Annotated in this window: 13 protein-coding genes and 1 tRNA gene; 7 read left to right on the forward strand and 7 right to left on the reverse strand. The window is 63.6% G+C overall.

The window, feature by feature from the left end:
* On the forward strand, positions 1 to 600 hold a 600-nt coding region (locus R3280_RS03065), incomplete at its 5' end, for an exonuclease domain-containing protein (protein ID WP_318997112.1).
* Positions 601 to 666: 66 nt separating this feature from the next.
* Here R3280_RS03065 and R3280_RS03070 read toward each other — a convergent pair.
* Positions 667 to 2,652, reverse strand: a complete 1,986-nt coding sequence (locus tag R3280_RS03070; RefSeq protein WP_318997113.1) for an SDR family oxidoreductase — start codon at positions 2,650 to 2,652, stop codon at positions 667 to 669.
* Positions 2,653 to 3,011: 359 nt separating this feature from the next.
* On the opposite strand from R3280_RS03070, the gene R3280_RS03075 reads away from it, so the two are divergent.
* Positions 3,012 to 3,320, forward strand: a complete 309-nt coding sequence (locus R3280_RS03075) for a hypothetical protein (protein ID WP_318997114.1) — start codon at positions 3,012 to 3,014, stop codon at positions 3,318 to 3,320.
* Positions 3,321 to 3,357: 37 nt separating this feature from the next.
* Positions 3,358 to 6,213, forward strand: coding sequence for an insulinase family protein (locus R3280_RS03080; RefSeq protein WP_318997115.1), 2,856 nt, complete (start codon positions 3,358 to 3,360; stop codon positions 6,211 to 6,213).
* On the opposite strand, the gene R3280_RS03085 is transcribed toward R3280_RS03080, so the two are convergent.
* Both R3280_RS03085 and R3280_RS03090 read right to left on the reverse strand, forming a co-directional pair.
* Positions 6,195 to 6,860, reverse strand: a complete 666-nt coding sequence (locus tag R3280_RS03085) for a TIGR04282 family arsenosugar biosynthesis glycosyltransferase (protein WP_318997116.1) — start codon at positions 6,858 to 6,860, stop codon at positions 6,195 to 6,197. The genes R3280_RS03080 and R3280_RS03085 overlap by 19 nt on opposite strands.
* Positions 6,847 to 7,557, reverse strand: a complete 711-nt coding sequence (locus R3280_RS03090; protein ID WP_318997117.1) for a TIGR04283 family arsenosugar biosynthesis glycosyltransferase — start codon at positions 7,555 to 7,557, stop codon at positions 6,847 to 6,849. The genes R3280_RS03085 and R3280_RS03090 overlap by 14 nt, the downstream gene beginning before the upstream one ends.
* 88 nt (positions 7,558 to 7,645) lie before the next feature.
* Between R3280_RS03090 and R3280_RS03095 the strand changes: the two genes are divergently transcribed.
* Positions 7,646 to 7,722, forward strand: a tRNA-Arg gene (locus R3280_RS03095).
* 122 nt (positions 7,723 to 7,844) lie between these two features.
* A complete protein-coding gene (locus R3280_RS03100; RefSeq protein WP_318997118.1) occupies positions 7,845 to 8,375 on the forward strand; it encodes a YqiA/YcfP family alpha/beta fold hydrolase in 531 nt (176 codons plus the stop codon).
* 1 nt (position 8,376) lies between these two features.
* Here the strand turns inward: R3280_RS03100 and nfsA are convergent, their stop codons facing one another.
* Positions 8,377 to 9,114 (reverse strand): oxygen-insensitive NADPH nitroreductase, encoded by a 738-nt coding sequence (gene nfsA, locus R3280_RS03105; RefSeq protein WP_318997119.1) that lies wholly within the window; start codon positions 9,112 to 9,114, stop codon positions 8,377 to 8,379.
* 260 nt (positions 9,115 to 9,374) lie between these two features.
* Here nfsA and R3280_RS03110 point away from each other — a divergent pair, with 260 nt between their 5' ends.
* A complete protein-coding gene (locus R3280_RS03110; RefSeq protein ID WP_318997120.1) occupies positions 9,375 to 10,091 on the forward strand; it encodes a glutamine amidotransferase in 717 nt (238 codons plus the stop codon).
* Between the two features lie 24 nt (positions 10,092 to 10,115).
* Here R3280_RS03110 and R3280_RS03115 read toward each other — a convergent pair whose 3' ends face one another.
* Positions 10,116 to 11,345, reverse strand: coding sequence for an OmpA family protein (locus R3280_RS03115; RefSeq protein WP_318997121.1), 1,230 nt, complete (start codon positions 11,343 to 11,345; stop codon positions 10,116 to 10,118).
* 235 nt (positions 11,346 to 11,580) lie between these two features.
* Between R3280_RS03115 and R3280_RS03120 the strand changes: the two genes are divergently transcribed.
* A complete protein-coding gene (locus R3280_RS03120; protein ID WP_318997122.1) occupies positions 11,581 to 13,680 on the forward strand; it encodes a TonB-dependent receptor plug domain-containing protein in 2,100 nt (699 codons plus the stop codon).
* Between the two features lie 3 nt (positions 13,681 to 13,683).
* On the opposite strand, the gene R3280_RS03125 is transcribed toward R3280_RS03120, so the two are convergent.
* Together R3280_RS03125 and R3280_RS03130 are read right to left on the reverse strand one after the other, a co-directional pair.
* A complete protein-coding gene (locus R3280_RS03125) occupies positions 13,684 to 14,034 on the reverse strand; it encodes a hypothetical protein (protein ID WP_318997123.1) in 351 nt (116 codons plus the stop codon).
* Between the two features lie 22 nt (positions 14,035 to 14,056).
* Complete coding sequence (locus tag R3280_RS03130) at positions 14,057 to 14,947, reverse strand: chemotaxis protein (protein WP_318997124.1); 891 nt, start codon at positions 14,945 to 14,947, stop codon at positions 14,057 to 14,059.
* Positions 14,948 to 15,065 lie beyond the last annotated feature (118 nt).

Here is a 15,065-nt window from a genome sequence, read left to right on the forward strand (position 1 = left end):
AGACGAGGTCCCCGAAGACGAAGAACGACGCCTGCGCGGTCGGCGAGCCCGATCCGGCGGCCCGGCCGCCGACCGTGTCACCGGTACAGCCCGCGAGGGCTCCCACCACGAGCGCCCCGGCCGCCCCCCCCCATCGAAGGCGCCAATCTGGAGCAGTCGGCGCTGGATTTCACCGGTATCGATCCCTACGACATCGAACGGGAGGCGGTGCCGGAGCGGGAAGCCCTCAGTGAGATCCTCAGCGCCGTTCGCAAGGCGGTGAAGGCCCACGGCTGCAAACGGGCGATCCTGGTGGGCCACAACGCCACCTTTGATCACAGTTTCCTGTTTGCCGCCGCCGAGCGCGCCGACATCAAGCGCAACCCTTTCCACCCTTTCTCGACCTTCGACACGGCCACCCTCGCAGGCCTCGCCTATGGCCACACGGTGCTGGCCCAGGCCTGCAAGCTGGCGGGCATTCCCTTCAGCAACAAGGAAGCCCATTCAGCCGCCTACGACGCCGAGAAAACCGCTGACCTGTTCTGCGGCATCGTCAACCGCTGGAAACAGCTCGGGGGTTACCCGCCGCCTGAGCCGGCCGATCCGGACAGCGCGGCCTGACGGACCGACCAAAAAAAACCCGCCACAGCGTGAACTGTGGCGGGTTTTTTCTTTCAGGGCAGACTGTTACCAGTAGATACCCCGCATGATGGCGGCGAAGGCCACCTGCTCACTGGACACCTTGGGCTTGGCACCACCGGGCACCCCGGCGGCCGCAGTGCTGTCCGGGAACATGCGGTAACCGGTGTTCATCACGATCTCACCCATCTTTGGCGCCACCGCATGCAGCACCTGGGCAAAGGTGCCCAGCCGTGTGGCGATGCGCTTGGGCCGGTAAACGATGGCGTCCGCCACCATGTCGGCGGCCTCGTCCGGCGTTAACGTCGGCACCTGATCATAGATCTTGGTGGGGGCGATCATCGGGGTCTTCACCAGCGGCATGTTGATGGTGGTGAAGGTGACGTTGCGATCCGACCACTCCGCGGCGGCACAGCGGCTGAAGGCATCCAGCGCGGACTTCGACGCCACATAGGCGGAGAAGCGGGGCGCATTGGTGAGCACACCAATGGACGAGATATTGACCACATGGCCACGGCCACGCTCCAGCATGGAGGGAGCGAAGCCCATGATCAGGCGCACGGAACCGAAGTAGTTCAGCTGCATGGTGCGCTCAAAATCATGGAAACGGTCAAAGGACAGGTTCAGTGAACGGCGGATGGAACGGCCGGCGTTGTTCACCAACACGTCCACGTGGCCGTGGTTGTCCAGCACGGTCTTGATGAACCGGTCGGCGTCCTCCATTTCAGAGAAGTCACACTGGTAGGCGTGAACGCTGGCGCCACGGGCCTCCAGCTGCTTGGCCACTTCGGCCAGGCGCTCTTTCTTGCGGGCACCGATCACCAGGATGGCACCGGCGTCCGCCAGCTTCTCGGCGGTGGCCAGACCGATACCGGAGGTGGCACCGGTGACCACGCAGACCCGGCCCTCGACAGCGCCCTTGAGGGTGCGGTCCTTGAACAGGTCCGGGTCCAGGTGACGCTCCCAGAAGTCCCAGATCACCGGCGCGTAGCTTTCCAGCCGCGGCACTTCAATTCCGGTTCCCTTCAAAACCCGCTCGGTCTCACGGGCGTCAAAGCGGGTCGGATAATTGATGAAGGACAGCACCGAGGGGGGAATACCCATGTCGTCCAGCAGGGCGCTGGTGATGCGCTTGACCGGCGGCAGGTTCTTTACACTCTGGCGGATGAAGGGCGGAATGAAACCGAACATCCGGGAGTCCACCCGCATGGCCATGCGGGGCGCATGACCGGCCTCGGCGAAAATGTTGAGGATCTCGCCCACCTTGTAGGGGTCGGTATCCACCAGGTGGAAGCAGTTGCCGTCCTCACCGTCCAGGTGGGCGATGTGGTCCAGGGCATCCACCACGAAATCCACCGGCACCACGTTCAGGCGGCCGCCCTCGATACCGATGGTGGGTACCCACTGGGGCAGCGCACGGCGGATCTTCTGAATCAGCTTGAAGAAGTAGTAGGGGCCGTCGACCTTGTCCATTTCACCGGTCTTGGAGTGGCCGATCACCATGCCCGGGCGGTAGATCCGGAACGGCACCTTGCACTCGGTGCGCACCACCTTCTCGGACTCATGCTTGGTCTTGAGATAGGGATGGTCGAGTTTCTCGGCTTCCTCGAACATGTCCTCCCGAAAGGTGCCCTTGAACAGGCCGGCCGCCGCAATGGAGGAGACATGGTGAAAGCGCTTGGCATCCATGGCTTCAGCGGCATTGATGGCGTTGCGGGTACCCTCGATGTTGGTGGCCGCCTGGGCGTCTTCGTCGGCGCCCATGTCGTAAACCGCCGCCAGGTGGAAAAAGTGGTCCACATTGCCCTTGAGCGCCTTCAGATCCTTGGCACTGATGCCCAGCTTGGGCTTGGCCAGGTCGCCGATCACCACCTTGACCTGGTCATCGGTGGCACCCCAGCGCTCCTTGAGCTTGTCGATCTTGAAGCGGGACTCCTCCCTCACCAGCACATGCACGGTGCCGCCACGAGCCAGCAACTTCTCTACCAGAAACCGGCCAATGAAACCCGTTCCACCTGTCAGAAAGTAATTCATCGATACTCCATCCTGCTTGTCGTTTTATTTTCCTGCGATCCCCGCGTGGGGCCAATCGCCAGACGCCCGAAAATCGTGTCGTATTCTACGTAATTGAGTTTCTCATGTATTGTACTTTTTTAGAGCAAATGCTCTTTAAGCCCTTGATTTACATAGAGCAAAAACTCTAATCTCGCCGCCGGACCGGGCCCTGCCGGCAACTGTCGCGGCCGACAGTCTAGATTGAGATTAGCACAGCACCGCCAGGCTGCCCGCCGGACCCGGCGCCATGGTCCAGGCCATTAAAAGATCGACATGAAATGCACTGACGCCGATGACATAATCGGGGTTCCCTTCGCCATCAGATACCGGATATCACCATGCCCAGACAGCCCAAACCGGATGCCAACGCAGATCGTTACATCGCCATTGCCCGAGCCTGCCTGAGAGCCATCAACGACACCGCGGCCAACCAGGGCAGCCGGGAGGAAAAGATCCAGGCGGTCTACCAGGCCATCGACGACGCCTTCCAGCAGGAATTCGCGGATTACCGTCAATCCACCGCCGTCATGGCCAGCGTATTGGAACGTATCGCCTCGGGTGATCTGGACGGCGAGGCCGCGGCCAGTCTTGCACGCAAGACCCTGGACCAGCAGCCGCGCCAGACCCGGAACAGCATCGTCCACTGAGCGGCCTCACCCGATTCCATCACGAACGGAGCACGCCATGCGGTTCACACCATCGCCAACAGAGTCCGCGCGCAAGCGCCTGTCGTTTGTCCTCCTGATCCTCCTGACGGCGCTGGCCCCGCTGGCCAATGCCGCCGTCACGCCCCTCAAGAGCCCCAACGATGACAACCGCTACCGTTACCTCACGCTGGACAACGGTCTTGAGGTTCTGCTGGTGTCCGACCCGGACTCCGACAAGGCGGCGGCCTCGCTGAATGTGTCGGTGGGCAGTGGCGATGACCCGGCGGATCGGGCCGGCATGGCGCATTTTCTCGAGCACATGCTGTTTCTGGGCACCGAGAAGTACCCTGAGCCGGGCGAATACCAGCAATTCATAAAGAGTCACGGCGGCAGCCACAACGCCTTTACCGCCTTCCAGGACACCAACTATTTCTTCGACATCCAGGCCAGCTTTCTTGAGCCGGCACTGGACCGCTTCGCCCAGCAGTTTTCCGCGCCGCTGTTCACGCCTGCCCTGGTGGAGAGGGAGCGTCGGGCTGTGCATTCCGAATTCAGTTCCGGCCTTCGAGACGACGGCCGGCGCATCTACGCGGCCAAGAAAGCTGCCGCCAACCCCGAACATGCCTTCAGCAAGTTTTCCGTGGGCAACATAACCACCCTGGAGGATACCGAGACGAATCCCCTGCGACCGGATCTGCTGGAATTCTGGCGCAATCATTACTCTGCCAACATCATGCATTTGGCGGTGTACGGGCCGCAAAGCCTGGACGAGCTGGAGGCCATGGTGCGGCCCCGGTTTACCGAGATTGAAAACCGCAAACTGGAACCGATGGTCCATGACCAGCCCATCTACCGACCCGGGTCACTGCCGTCACGGCTTGAGGTGGAGGCGCTGAAAGACCTCCGCCGCCTGACGCTGACCTTCCCGATCCCGTCCCAGCGCGAGCATTACCGCAGCAAACCGGGTCACTACGTATCCAATCTGCTGGGGCACGAAGGCCCGGGCAGCCTGTTCGACGTGCTGCGCCGTGAAGGCCTGGTGGAAAGTCTGTCCGCCGGCAGTGGCCTGGAAACCGGCAGCCACAGCACCCTCGAGCTGAGCATGACGCTGACTCCGGAAGGCCTTGAGCACCAGGACCGGGTGACCAGCCTGGCCTTCGACTACATCGACAAGGTCCGCGACCAGGGCATCAGCGAGCGCCGGTTCGAGGAGATGCAGCGCCTGGCCCAGATCGATTTCCGTTTCCGCGAGACCCCGACGCCGATCCAGCAAGTCATGCAGCTGTCCATGCAGATGCAGCACGTGGCGCCGGAGGACGTACTGCGGGCGCCCTACCTGATGGAGCGCTTTGCGCCGGAGCTGTACCGCGAAATCCTGGCCGAACTCCGTCCCGACAATGCCCTGGTGACCGTGGTGGCGCCGAGGAAACCCGACGGTGAGGTCCAGAAGACCCGCTGGTACCGAACCGTCTACAAAGTCGAGCCGACCACAGCGCAGGCCCTGCGCCAACCTGACCTGCCGAAGCTGGCGGCGGAACTGGCGCTGCCCGATGCCAACCCCTTCATCCCGGAAGAACTGGAGATGGTGGCCGGCGAGACCATGGCGGCCCCCAAGGAGCTTGCGCCCCTGCCCAGGGACCTGGACGGCCTGGAGCTGTGGTATGCCCGGGACACCCGCTTCGACACGCCGAAAGCCAACGTCTATCTGAGTCTGCGCTCGCCGCTGCCGCTGGCGTCTGCCCGCAACCATGTGCTGGTGCAGCTGCTGGTGGACGCCATCAACACCAACCTCAATGCCTGGGCCTACCCGGCCCGCCTGGCGGGCCTGGATTACGCGGTCTATCCCCATCTGCGGGGTGTCACCATCCGGGTGGGCGGCTACAGCGACAAGCTTCATACCCTGTTCAGCCGCATCCTGGCCCAGGTTGCCGATCCCATGCTGGACCAGCAGCGTTTCGAGATTGCCCGTAACCAGCTGGTGGAAAGTCTGCTGAACCAGGCCAAGGAACGTCCGGTGGAGCAGGCCTCAAACTTCCTGCAGAGCGCCCTGATCCAGGGTACCTGGACCACTGACGAGAAGCTGGCCGCGGCCCGCGACGTCAGCCTTGAGGAGCTGAAGGCCTTCAGCGGCCGCTTCCTCGACCAACTGGACCCGGTCATGCTCACCCATGGCAACCTCACCCTGGCCTCGGCCCTGAACCTGAGCCGCCTGACCCGGGCCGTGGTGCTGGAGGACACCGAAATGGTGACGGTGAATCGCAGCGGCGTGCGTGACCTGCCAGCCGGTGAGACCGAGGTGAGCCTGCAGGTAGAGCATCCGGACACCGGCTACCTGCTGTACCTTCAGGGCAGCAACACCGAAATGGAAACCCGGGCCCGCTACCGCTTGCTGGGCCAGATCGTCAGCAGCCCCTTCTACGAGGAAATCCGCACCACCCGCCAGCTTGGCTATGTGGTCTACGCCACCCCCTACGAAATGCTGGAAACCCCGGCCCTGGGGTTCGTGATCCAGTCACCGGAAGCCACCGGCCCGGCCCTGGATCAGGCTGTCCGTGAGTTTTCCGGCCAGTTCCGGCAGACCCTGACGGGCCTGACCGACGCCGAGCTGGAACGGGAAAAACAGGCGGTGGTCAGCCGGCTGCTGGAGCAGGATCGCACCCTGTCAGAGGTGTCTGAGCGCTACTGGCGGGAAATTGATCGCAACCAGACCGGTTTCAACTCCAGGGAACTGCTGGCGGATGCCGTGCAGCGGACCGGTCTTGACCAGCTCCAGGCGCTCTATGAGTCCGCCGTCATGGAGCGAAACCAGGCGTTGCGCATTATTACCAGCCCGGAGCCGGGCAACGCTGAACAGAAGATGGAGATGCTTAGGGATCAACCGCCGGTGGACTGATCCGCCGAGGCCCAGGCCATGAACCGGTGCCAGTCCGCCGGTTCGTCCACATCCCAGCGGGGCTGCAGTTGGGTCACCGTGAGCCCCGCCGCCGCCAGGCGCTGGCAGGTTTGCGCCAGCACCTCCGGTGTGCCCCACTGTATGCCCGTCAGCATGGCCGGCACCACGCGGCGGGCGCCGATCAGCACATAGCCGCCGTCATCCGATGGGCCCAGCACTACGTCAGCATGATCCATGGCCGCGATCGCCTCGCGCACATAATCCGCGTCCACCGACGGGCAGTCGCTGCCAACGATGATGGCACGGTCGTATCGCGTCAGGGCCCGGCCGAGGGCATCCTCCATACGCTCCCCCAGATCTGCGCCGGCCTGGGTTTTCTGCACCACGGCACGCTGACTCAACGCCGCCACCAGCTCCCTGGCCGCCGCCGGTGTCTCGGCCACCGGCCGGTCCCACCAGAACTGCATGGTCAGGTTGGTGGCCGAAAGCTGGGTGAATACCGAGGTGGTGAGCTGCAGGTGGGCCGCTAGCGCGCCCTGCTCCCCCAGTTCGGGAATCAGGCGGGTTTTGACCCGCCCGGCCTCCGGCCACTTGGCGAACTGCATCAGCAGTGTGGATGGCGCCTTGACAGCCTCACTGTCGGACATCGGATCGGTACTCCCTCGCCAGTGTTTCCGGGGCGACGCCCCGCCAGTAACGCCACCGCAGCCGCCACATCAGGACGATCGTGCGCCAGGGGCCATGAATTTCCCAGCGCCGGCTGCTGGTGACCACCGGCGCCCGGATGCACCAGGGCGCCGAGGCCAGCCTCAACCGGCTGCACAGTTCCACATCCTCCATCAAAGGCTGCTCCTCGAAACCCTGCAGCGCCTCAAAGGTGGCCCGGCGCACGAAGATCGCCTGGTCGCCGGTGGCGATGCCGGTCAGCCGCGAGCGCTGGTTCATGAACCAGCCGATGACCCGGAACAGCGGTCTGTCGCCGCTCAGGCGCACGTCGAAACGGCCCCAGTGACGAGCCGACGCCGCAAAGCGCATCAGCTCCGGCCGTGCTTCGGCCGGCAAGCGGGTGTCGGCATGGAGAAACAGCAGGATGTCGCCCGTGGCCTCGGCGGCGCCCGCGTTCATCTGGGCGGCCCTGCCACGGCCGGCCACCAGCAGCCGATCGCAATGAGGCCGGGCCCGCTCGGCGGTACCGTCATCACTGCCGCCGTCCACCACGATCACCTCATGGCCCGCCTGTCGCCAGGGTGCCAGTGCCGCCAGCGCCGCCTCGATGCCCGCCGCCTCCCGCCACACCGGCAGGATCACACTGACCCGGACTGTACCCGGCTCCGCCTGTCCCATAATCGCCCTTACCAACCCCTGCCTGTGAAAACAACGCGCCTTGAGCCCCAAGGCCGCTGCCGCTATCATAGCGCCCTTGCCGTACCATGTCTCAGTAGCTCAGCTGGATAGAGCAGCCCCCTCCTAAGGGGCAGGTCGCAGGTTCGAATCCTGCCTGGGACACCACCTTCCTGCGCTGCTCATCGGCGCAGTCCGCTTCGCGGCCGATGACTACCCTGTTCAGACTCCCTGCGTTACGCTGGCCGTAATACCGCATTCAAATCACCAGCCACCTGCAAGGAGCCGAGATGTCTACCAATACCCTGCACGTCTTTCTTTCCCACGGCCTGGAAAGCGGCCCCGAGAGCACCAAGATCCAGGCCCTCAAGGCCGAGGCGGAAACCTTCGACAGCGTCGAGGCCGTCGCCCTGGATCACCGCAACACCCGGGATCCGAAAGAACGGCTGGCGCAGATGCGCGAGGCCATGGAATCGGCGGGCGCTTATGGCTACCGCAGTGTGCTGGTGGGTTCGAGTATGGGAGGCTGGGTCTGTGCCCAGACCAGCGCCGACACCCCGGTGCTGGGCTGTTTCCTGATGGCGCCGGCGCTGGGCATGAAGGAATACCCCGAATCCAGCCCGGTCATCCAGGCCCGCCACTGCCAGATCATCCACGGCTGGGAGGACGACGTGGTGGAGCCCATGCCGGTGGTTCTGCTGGCCCAGGAGCAGACCCTGCCCATCCTCGTGTTGCCGGACGGACACCGCCTGCAGAACAGCCTGGACCGGGTGGTGGCCGAATTCCGGCTGTTCATGCAGCGCTGCCTGGGTGAGGCCTGATCTACTTCATCTCAAAGCCCTGTTTTGCCAGGAACTCGCGCATGTGGGGCCGCAGCTTGCCGGTGAACAGCGGCATCAGCTGCTCCGACCAGGTGGTGTCCTTGTTGCCGCCGGTACGCTCGAGGTAGTAGCGGTTCATGGTGTCATCGAACTCCCTCACCTGCCGGCTGTCCTCGTCACTGTGGTAGCGGTCTTCCTTGAGAATGGCCTCCAATGGCAACCGGGGCTTCACCTCGGGATCCTGGTCGGCGTAGCCCATGCACAGACCAAACACCGGGTAGACAAACTTGGGCAGCTCCAGCAGCTCGCTGATAGGGCCGGGGTTGTTGCGCACGCCACCGATATAGCAGATGCCTAGGCCGGCGGATTCCGCTGCTACCGCCACGTTCTGCGCCATCAGGGCGGCGTCCACGGTGGCGACTATGTGCTGTTCGGTCATGCCGGTCTGAACCTCGGCCCCGGCCCGGGCGGCGGCATCGATAGAACGCTTCATGTCGGCGCAAAACACCAGGAAGTCGGAGCAGTCCGCCACATAGGATTGCCCCCCGGCCAGCTCGGCCATCTGCCGGCGCTTCTCCGGGTCCCGGATGTGGATAATCGAGCAGGCCTGGACGTGGTTGGAGGTGGCGGCGCTTTGGCCGGCCTCAAGAATGCTCCGGAACAGATCCCGGGGAATGCTCTGACCGGTGAACTTGCGAATGGATCGATGGGATTTCAGCAGATCTATGACGGGATTCATGGCGCCTCTCTGGATGAGTGAGGAGTGATTACGGCTGCCTGCCCTGGCCGACGACGTTGTGGGATCTTGAATGCTTCACAAAACGGGGACCAGTGTCAAAAGCACGACCGGTGGTTACCGGCGTTCTGTCCGGTCCGCCCCTGCGCAGCTGGCATGCGGGAGGCCCGGTCCGGCACTGGCCTGTATTGCTCCGCCCGCGGCAGAAAAGGTACTGTCAAACGAGAAAAACCGATCAGTACGTCACCTCAGGAGACACCCGCTTGAAAAAACTCGCCATCCTCAAGACCGGCAGCACCTACGATCACATCCGGGCAGAGTACGGGGATTTCGAGGACTGGTTCCGGGCCGGACTCGGCACTGGGCTGGCCATCGAGGTGGTGGACGTCAGCCGTCAGGAGCATCCGGGTGAACCCCGGGACTGGGACGGCGTGTTGGTCACCGGTTCACCGGCAATGGTGTCGCAGCGGGAGCCCTGGTCGGAACAGACCGCCGAGTGGCTGGCCCGTGCGGTGGCAGCGTCATTACCCGTGCTTGGGGTCTGCTACGGCCACCAGTTGCTGGCCCACGGTCTGGGTGGTCGGGCCGATGACCGGCCCCAGGGACGCGAGTCCGGCACCTTCGAGATCCGGCTGCTGCCGGAGGCCGCGGACGACCCCCTGTTCGGCCAGCTGCCGGATCGTTTCCTGGCCCACCTGACCCACCGTCAGTCGGCGCTGAGCCTGCCAACCGGCGCGGTGCGGCTGGCCCACTCCGAGCACGAACCCAATCAGGCCTTTCGGCTCGGCCCTTGTGCCTGGGGTGTGCAGTTCCATCCGGAATTCACCCCCCAGGTGATGACTGCCTATCTCCGGACCCAGGCCGATGCCCTGAGCGCCGAGGGCCAGTCCCCGGAGGATCTGCTGGCGGGGGTGCGACCTTCCGAGGCGGCGGCGTCCCTGCTGGCGCGGTTTGGCGAACTGGTCAAACGGGGCGTCTAACCCCGGTGACCGGCTTCGGGCACCTCACTCTACCGTCGACAGGGCCTGGGGCCGGATGGTGAGCGAGTCCGGGTAGAGCAGCACTTCGATGCGACGGTTCTTGCGGCGGCTGGCAGCGTCGGTTTCTGCCACCAGCGGGCGGGTGTCGGCGTAGCCCACCGCCTGCATGCGGTCGGGCTGGATACCGGTTTCCTTCAACACGCGCACGGCAGATGCCGCCCGGGCGGCGGACAGCTCCCAGTTGGTGGGGTATTTGTCCTGCAGGGCCGGTGTAATGGGCCGGCTGTCGCTGTGACCCTGGATGCTGATCTGGTGATCCGGGAAGCTGACCAGGGCATTGGCCAGTAACTGCAGGGTTTGGCGGCCGGAGGCACCGATGCGGGCGGAGCCGGAGTCAAACACGATACTTTCCGGCAGCTTGATCACCGTGGTGCCGTCCTCAAGCCGCGACACCAGGGTTTCCTTCTCATTGCTCAGTTCCTGCAGGCGGCTCTCGAGGGTGTCCATGGCGGCTCTTTCGGCCGCCAGCCGGGCCTCCAGCTCCGCCACGGTTTCCGAGGCGGTCTCCGCCCTGGCCTGCTGGAGCGCCAGCTGCTCACGGGCCTGGCGGTAGCGGCTGGTGGCGGATTCCCGCTCCTGCGCCAGTTCCGCCAGCTCCGCCCGTTGGCGCTCGACGGTCTGCCGGGCCTCGGCGAGCGCCTGTTCAATATCGGCTTTCTCGGCCGCAAGGCGCCGTTCTGCCTCGGTCGCCACGGTGAGGGCCGCGCTGAGCCGATCCCGCTCCGCCGCCAGCGCTTCGACTTCCTGTTTCGCTGACGCCAGCTCGTCGGTCAGTGCCGAAACCCTGGCCTGACTCTTTTCCAGGTCATCGCCGAGGCGCCCCAGCAGGGTCTGGGTGGCATTGAGTTCCGCCGCCAGCCGATCCCGCTCCGACTCCAGCTCGTCAACCGTTCGGGTAAACTTGCGCAGCTCTTGCTCGGTGGCCGCCAGGGCCTGCAGGGCCTGGTCCAGCTCCGCCTCAAGCTGGTCGGCGCTGGTGCTGCGCTGGGCCAGACGCTGGCGGGCCCCGGCCAGTTCGTCCTCGAGCCGGCGGCGCTCAGCCATGAGCCGGTCGATCTCGCCCTCGGCCAGGGCAAGCTCGGCGTCCAGTCTCTCACGGTCCGCCTGCCGACTCTGGTAGAGGTGGTACGCCAGGACAGAGGCCGCAATGAGCAGAATTACCAGGACAACGGACAACCAACCTTGTCGAGACATGCGACTTTCCCTCACCTGACGCGCCGGACTTCGAGGTCTGCCAATGAGTCTAGCAGAGCCCCGGCAATCCGACCCTGGCTCAACAGTACTTCCTGTGGGTTACAAACTGCGGCGCTAAAAATTCCTTTACCGACTTACATCCGTGACCAGATTACTATAAATTAATGCCTGGTCGTTGTTGCATGGACCCATCGGCTGAAACACTACCCGAACTACTACAAGAACACTGTCCATCATGACTCCACCCGCAGTAAAAGACCGTACCCGTTCCATCGTTTTCCTTGGCACTGTCAGCTTCTTTACGGCCCCATGGGCCCTGGCCCAGGACACCCCTGAGAGCTCCGGCATGGACGAAGAAATCATCTTCGACGAGGCCTGGCCGGCCGACCAGGGCCTGATGTTCGAATCCGACGTGCCCGAAGTGCTCACCACCACCCGCCTGCGCCAACCCAAATCGCGGGTACCGGGCACCACCACCGTGCTGCAGGGCGACCTTATCCGTCAGCTGGGCATTCTTAATCTTGTCGAGGTCTTCCGGCTGGTACCGGGCATGACCGTGGCCGAGGTAGGCAGCAACAAGCCGGTCACCAGCTACCACGGCACCGTGGCCTTCGACCAGCGCAGGCTCCAGGTCCAGATCGACGGCCGTACCGCCTACCAGCCCAACCTGGCGGGGGTGGAATGGCAGGCCATGCCGGTGGCCATCGAGAACATCGAACGCATCGAGATCAGCCGCGGACCCAACGCCGCCGCCTACGGCATCAACGCCTTCCTGGGCACCATCAACATCATTACCCGATCACCGGAAGATACTCAGGGCGTGCGCCTGCGCACCACCTACGGCAGCGGCGGCCACAAGACCCTGTTCGGCTCGGTGGGGGATGTCAGCGAGGATCACGGCTGGCGGCTGTCCTACCAGCGCCGGGACGATGACGGGTTCGATTATCAGATCGAAGGCGGGGAAGAAATTCCCTTCCACGACGGTTACTCCTTCAACCTGGTCAACTACGATGCCAACACGCGCCTGACCAGCAACCAGAGCATCGACTTCCGCGCTGGCATCATCGAGGGCGTGGACGAGGAAGACCGCTTCAAGATGGGGGATTACGAGACCAACCCCGACATCGATGTCTACGACTATTACCTCCAGGCCCGCTGGAACGTGAGGCTGTCGGACCGTCACTTTTTCCACATCCAGAGCAGCTACCAGGATTACAACCACCGCCAGCGCTGGCGCTGGTGCCCCGAAGGCTTCGGCCGCTGTTTCGACACCAACCAGGACATCGATGAATCCCGGCTCGAGTTCGAGCTGCAGGACACGATCACCTTCAACCCGAGCCTGCGGCTGGTATCGGGCATCGATTACCGCCACGACCAGGTGGTGTCCGACACCTATTTCAACGGCGAGGAGAACAACTACCAGGGCCGAATCTTCGGCAACCTGGAGTACACCCCGATCGAGCGCCTGACCCTGAACTTCGGCGGCAGCTGGGAGCGCACCACCAACCTGGAGGGTAATTTCTTCTCACCCCGGGTGGCGGCCAATTTCCAGCTGGCGGAGCAGCATACCCTGCGGTTTGTCTATTCCAAGGCGGTCCGCATCCCCAGCACCTTCGAGCAGAATGCCGACTGGGGCTACCGCATGACCAACGTCACGCCGCCGGGGCCCAACGGTGAGTTCGAGGGTGAGCGCTTCATGCCGTCCGAGTTCGAGTTCGTCCAGACCGAGCCCTTCGACGAGGAAAGGATCACCTCCCATGAGATCAGCTATTTTGGCCAGAAGCGGTTTGCCGGCGGCCTGGCGTCCCTGGAGGTCAAGTACTTCCACGACTACATCCGGGATGTGATCAGCGGCTTCCTGAACCCCGAGGACTGGAACCTGGAAAACAATACCGATCTGCTGCAGCGGGGTTTCGAGGTGGAAACGTCCGTTGAATTCCAGGCCAGCCAGTTCCGCGTCACCTACGCCTACATGGACCAGGACGGCACCTACACCGGTGAGCCCCAGATCCCTGCCCTGACAGAGAAGCAGAAGCGCCGCTTCATTGACCTGGAGAGCCGCCTGACCGCGGAGCACTCCGGCAGTCTGGCCTGGATCCAGCGCTACGCCTATGACATTTCATCAGCAACGGCGTTCTACTGGACCGACAGCCTCAAGGAAAACCAATTCCAGCGTATCGATTTCCGCCTGGCCAAGGCGTTCCACCAGCCCCGCCTGAGCTATGAGCTGGCGTTCATCATGCAGCACTATATGGACGACCAGCCGCCCCAGAGCGTGGACAACAACATCCGTGACCTGAACCAGTACTTTGTCGAAGCCAGCCTGCGGTTCTGAAAACTACTGGATCTGGATCGAAGGCGTATCGTCCATGGTATTGGCCCGGTAATCGCAGATCCGGCAGTCCTCCACCTTGACGGTGGGGGGCTGGGCTCCGCTCCAGGGCAGCTCGGCACGACCACCCACGATCAGTTCGGTTCGCTGCACCCCGTCCAGCCGGTAGGTCACCAGACTGCATTGGCGGCTGAACGCATTCAGTACGATACGGTCGGTTTCCACGCTGGGCAGCACCTGACAGAGCGCGATTTTGCGGCTGCAGTCGCAGGGACTCTCATCCAGCGTCGCTGCCGTCAACGGAGCCGCTACCGCCAGCAACGCCAGCAACCCAATTAATGACCTCGATTCACCCATCAAACCCTGCTCCTTTAGCGGGTCACTCGTGTTGGAGAAACTCGGCGCCCCGGAGCATGGCCTGCAGCAGCTCCTCGGCATCAAACTTGGTGAGCGCCTCGTTGGCCCCTACCTGGTTGGCATAGCTCAGGCTCATCTCACTGTTCAGGGAGGTGTGCAGAATGATGTAGGGCTGGCGCAGAGAGGTATTGTCCCGCACGTTGAACGCCAGTTCGTAGCCGTCCAGGCCGGGCATCTCGATGTCGCTGACCAGTACGTCCACCGGTGACCCGTCCCGGGCACCCGCCAGAATGCGGTCCAGGGCGTCCTGGCCGTTACTGGTCACCTGATAGGAGATGTCCTTGCCGTCCAGCACATCGGAAAGCTGTTTGCGGGCCACCTGGGAGTCGTCCACCAGCAGGATGTTGAGGGCTTTCAGCTTCTCGCTCTGCACATCCGTCAGGGTCAGACTCTGGACATCCACCGCGCTGGGATAGACCAGTGACAGCAACAGCTCCACATCCAGCAACTGCACCGTTTCGTCATCCACCTGGATCAGGCCGGTCAGGAAGGCCTTGTTGCCCAGGGCCTTCGGCGGGGGCATCACGTCCTTCCAGTCGGTTTCTATGATCTTGCGCACCCCCCGCACCAGAAAACCCATCTCCTTGCGCTGGATGTCGGTGACGATGATCGAGCCTTTCTCGCGTTCCTCCGCCGACAGGGGCGGATAGCCCACCGCCGCGGCCATGTCGATCACCGGCACCGCGGCACCCCGGAACGTCATGGTACCGATCACCGCCGGGTGGCTGTGGGGCAGCTTGATCAGCCGGGTCATGCCCATGATCTCGCGGACCTTGAGGGTGCCGATGGCGAAGGATTTCCGGCCAGTCAGGTAGAAAAGCAGGAGTTTCTGGGGATGGGATCTGTTGGACATGGATACCGCCGAGCCTGGTGTTTGGAGACGCCGGGCCAAAGCCCGATGGAGCCAGTATAACCGCTCCGGTTTGACTGCATAAACGCCGGATTGCACCCTGAACCAAACCGCGATGGCT

The organism is Marinobacter sp., assembly GCF_033722195.1.
GTDB lineage: Bacteria > Pseudomonadota > Gammaproteobacteria > Pseudomonadales > Oleiphilaceae > Marinobacter.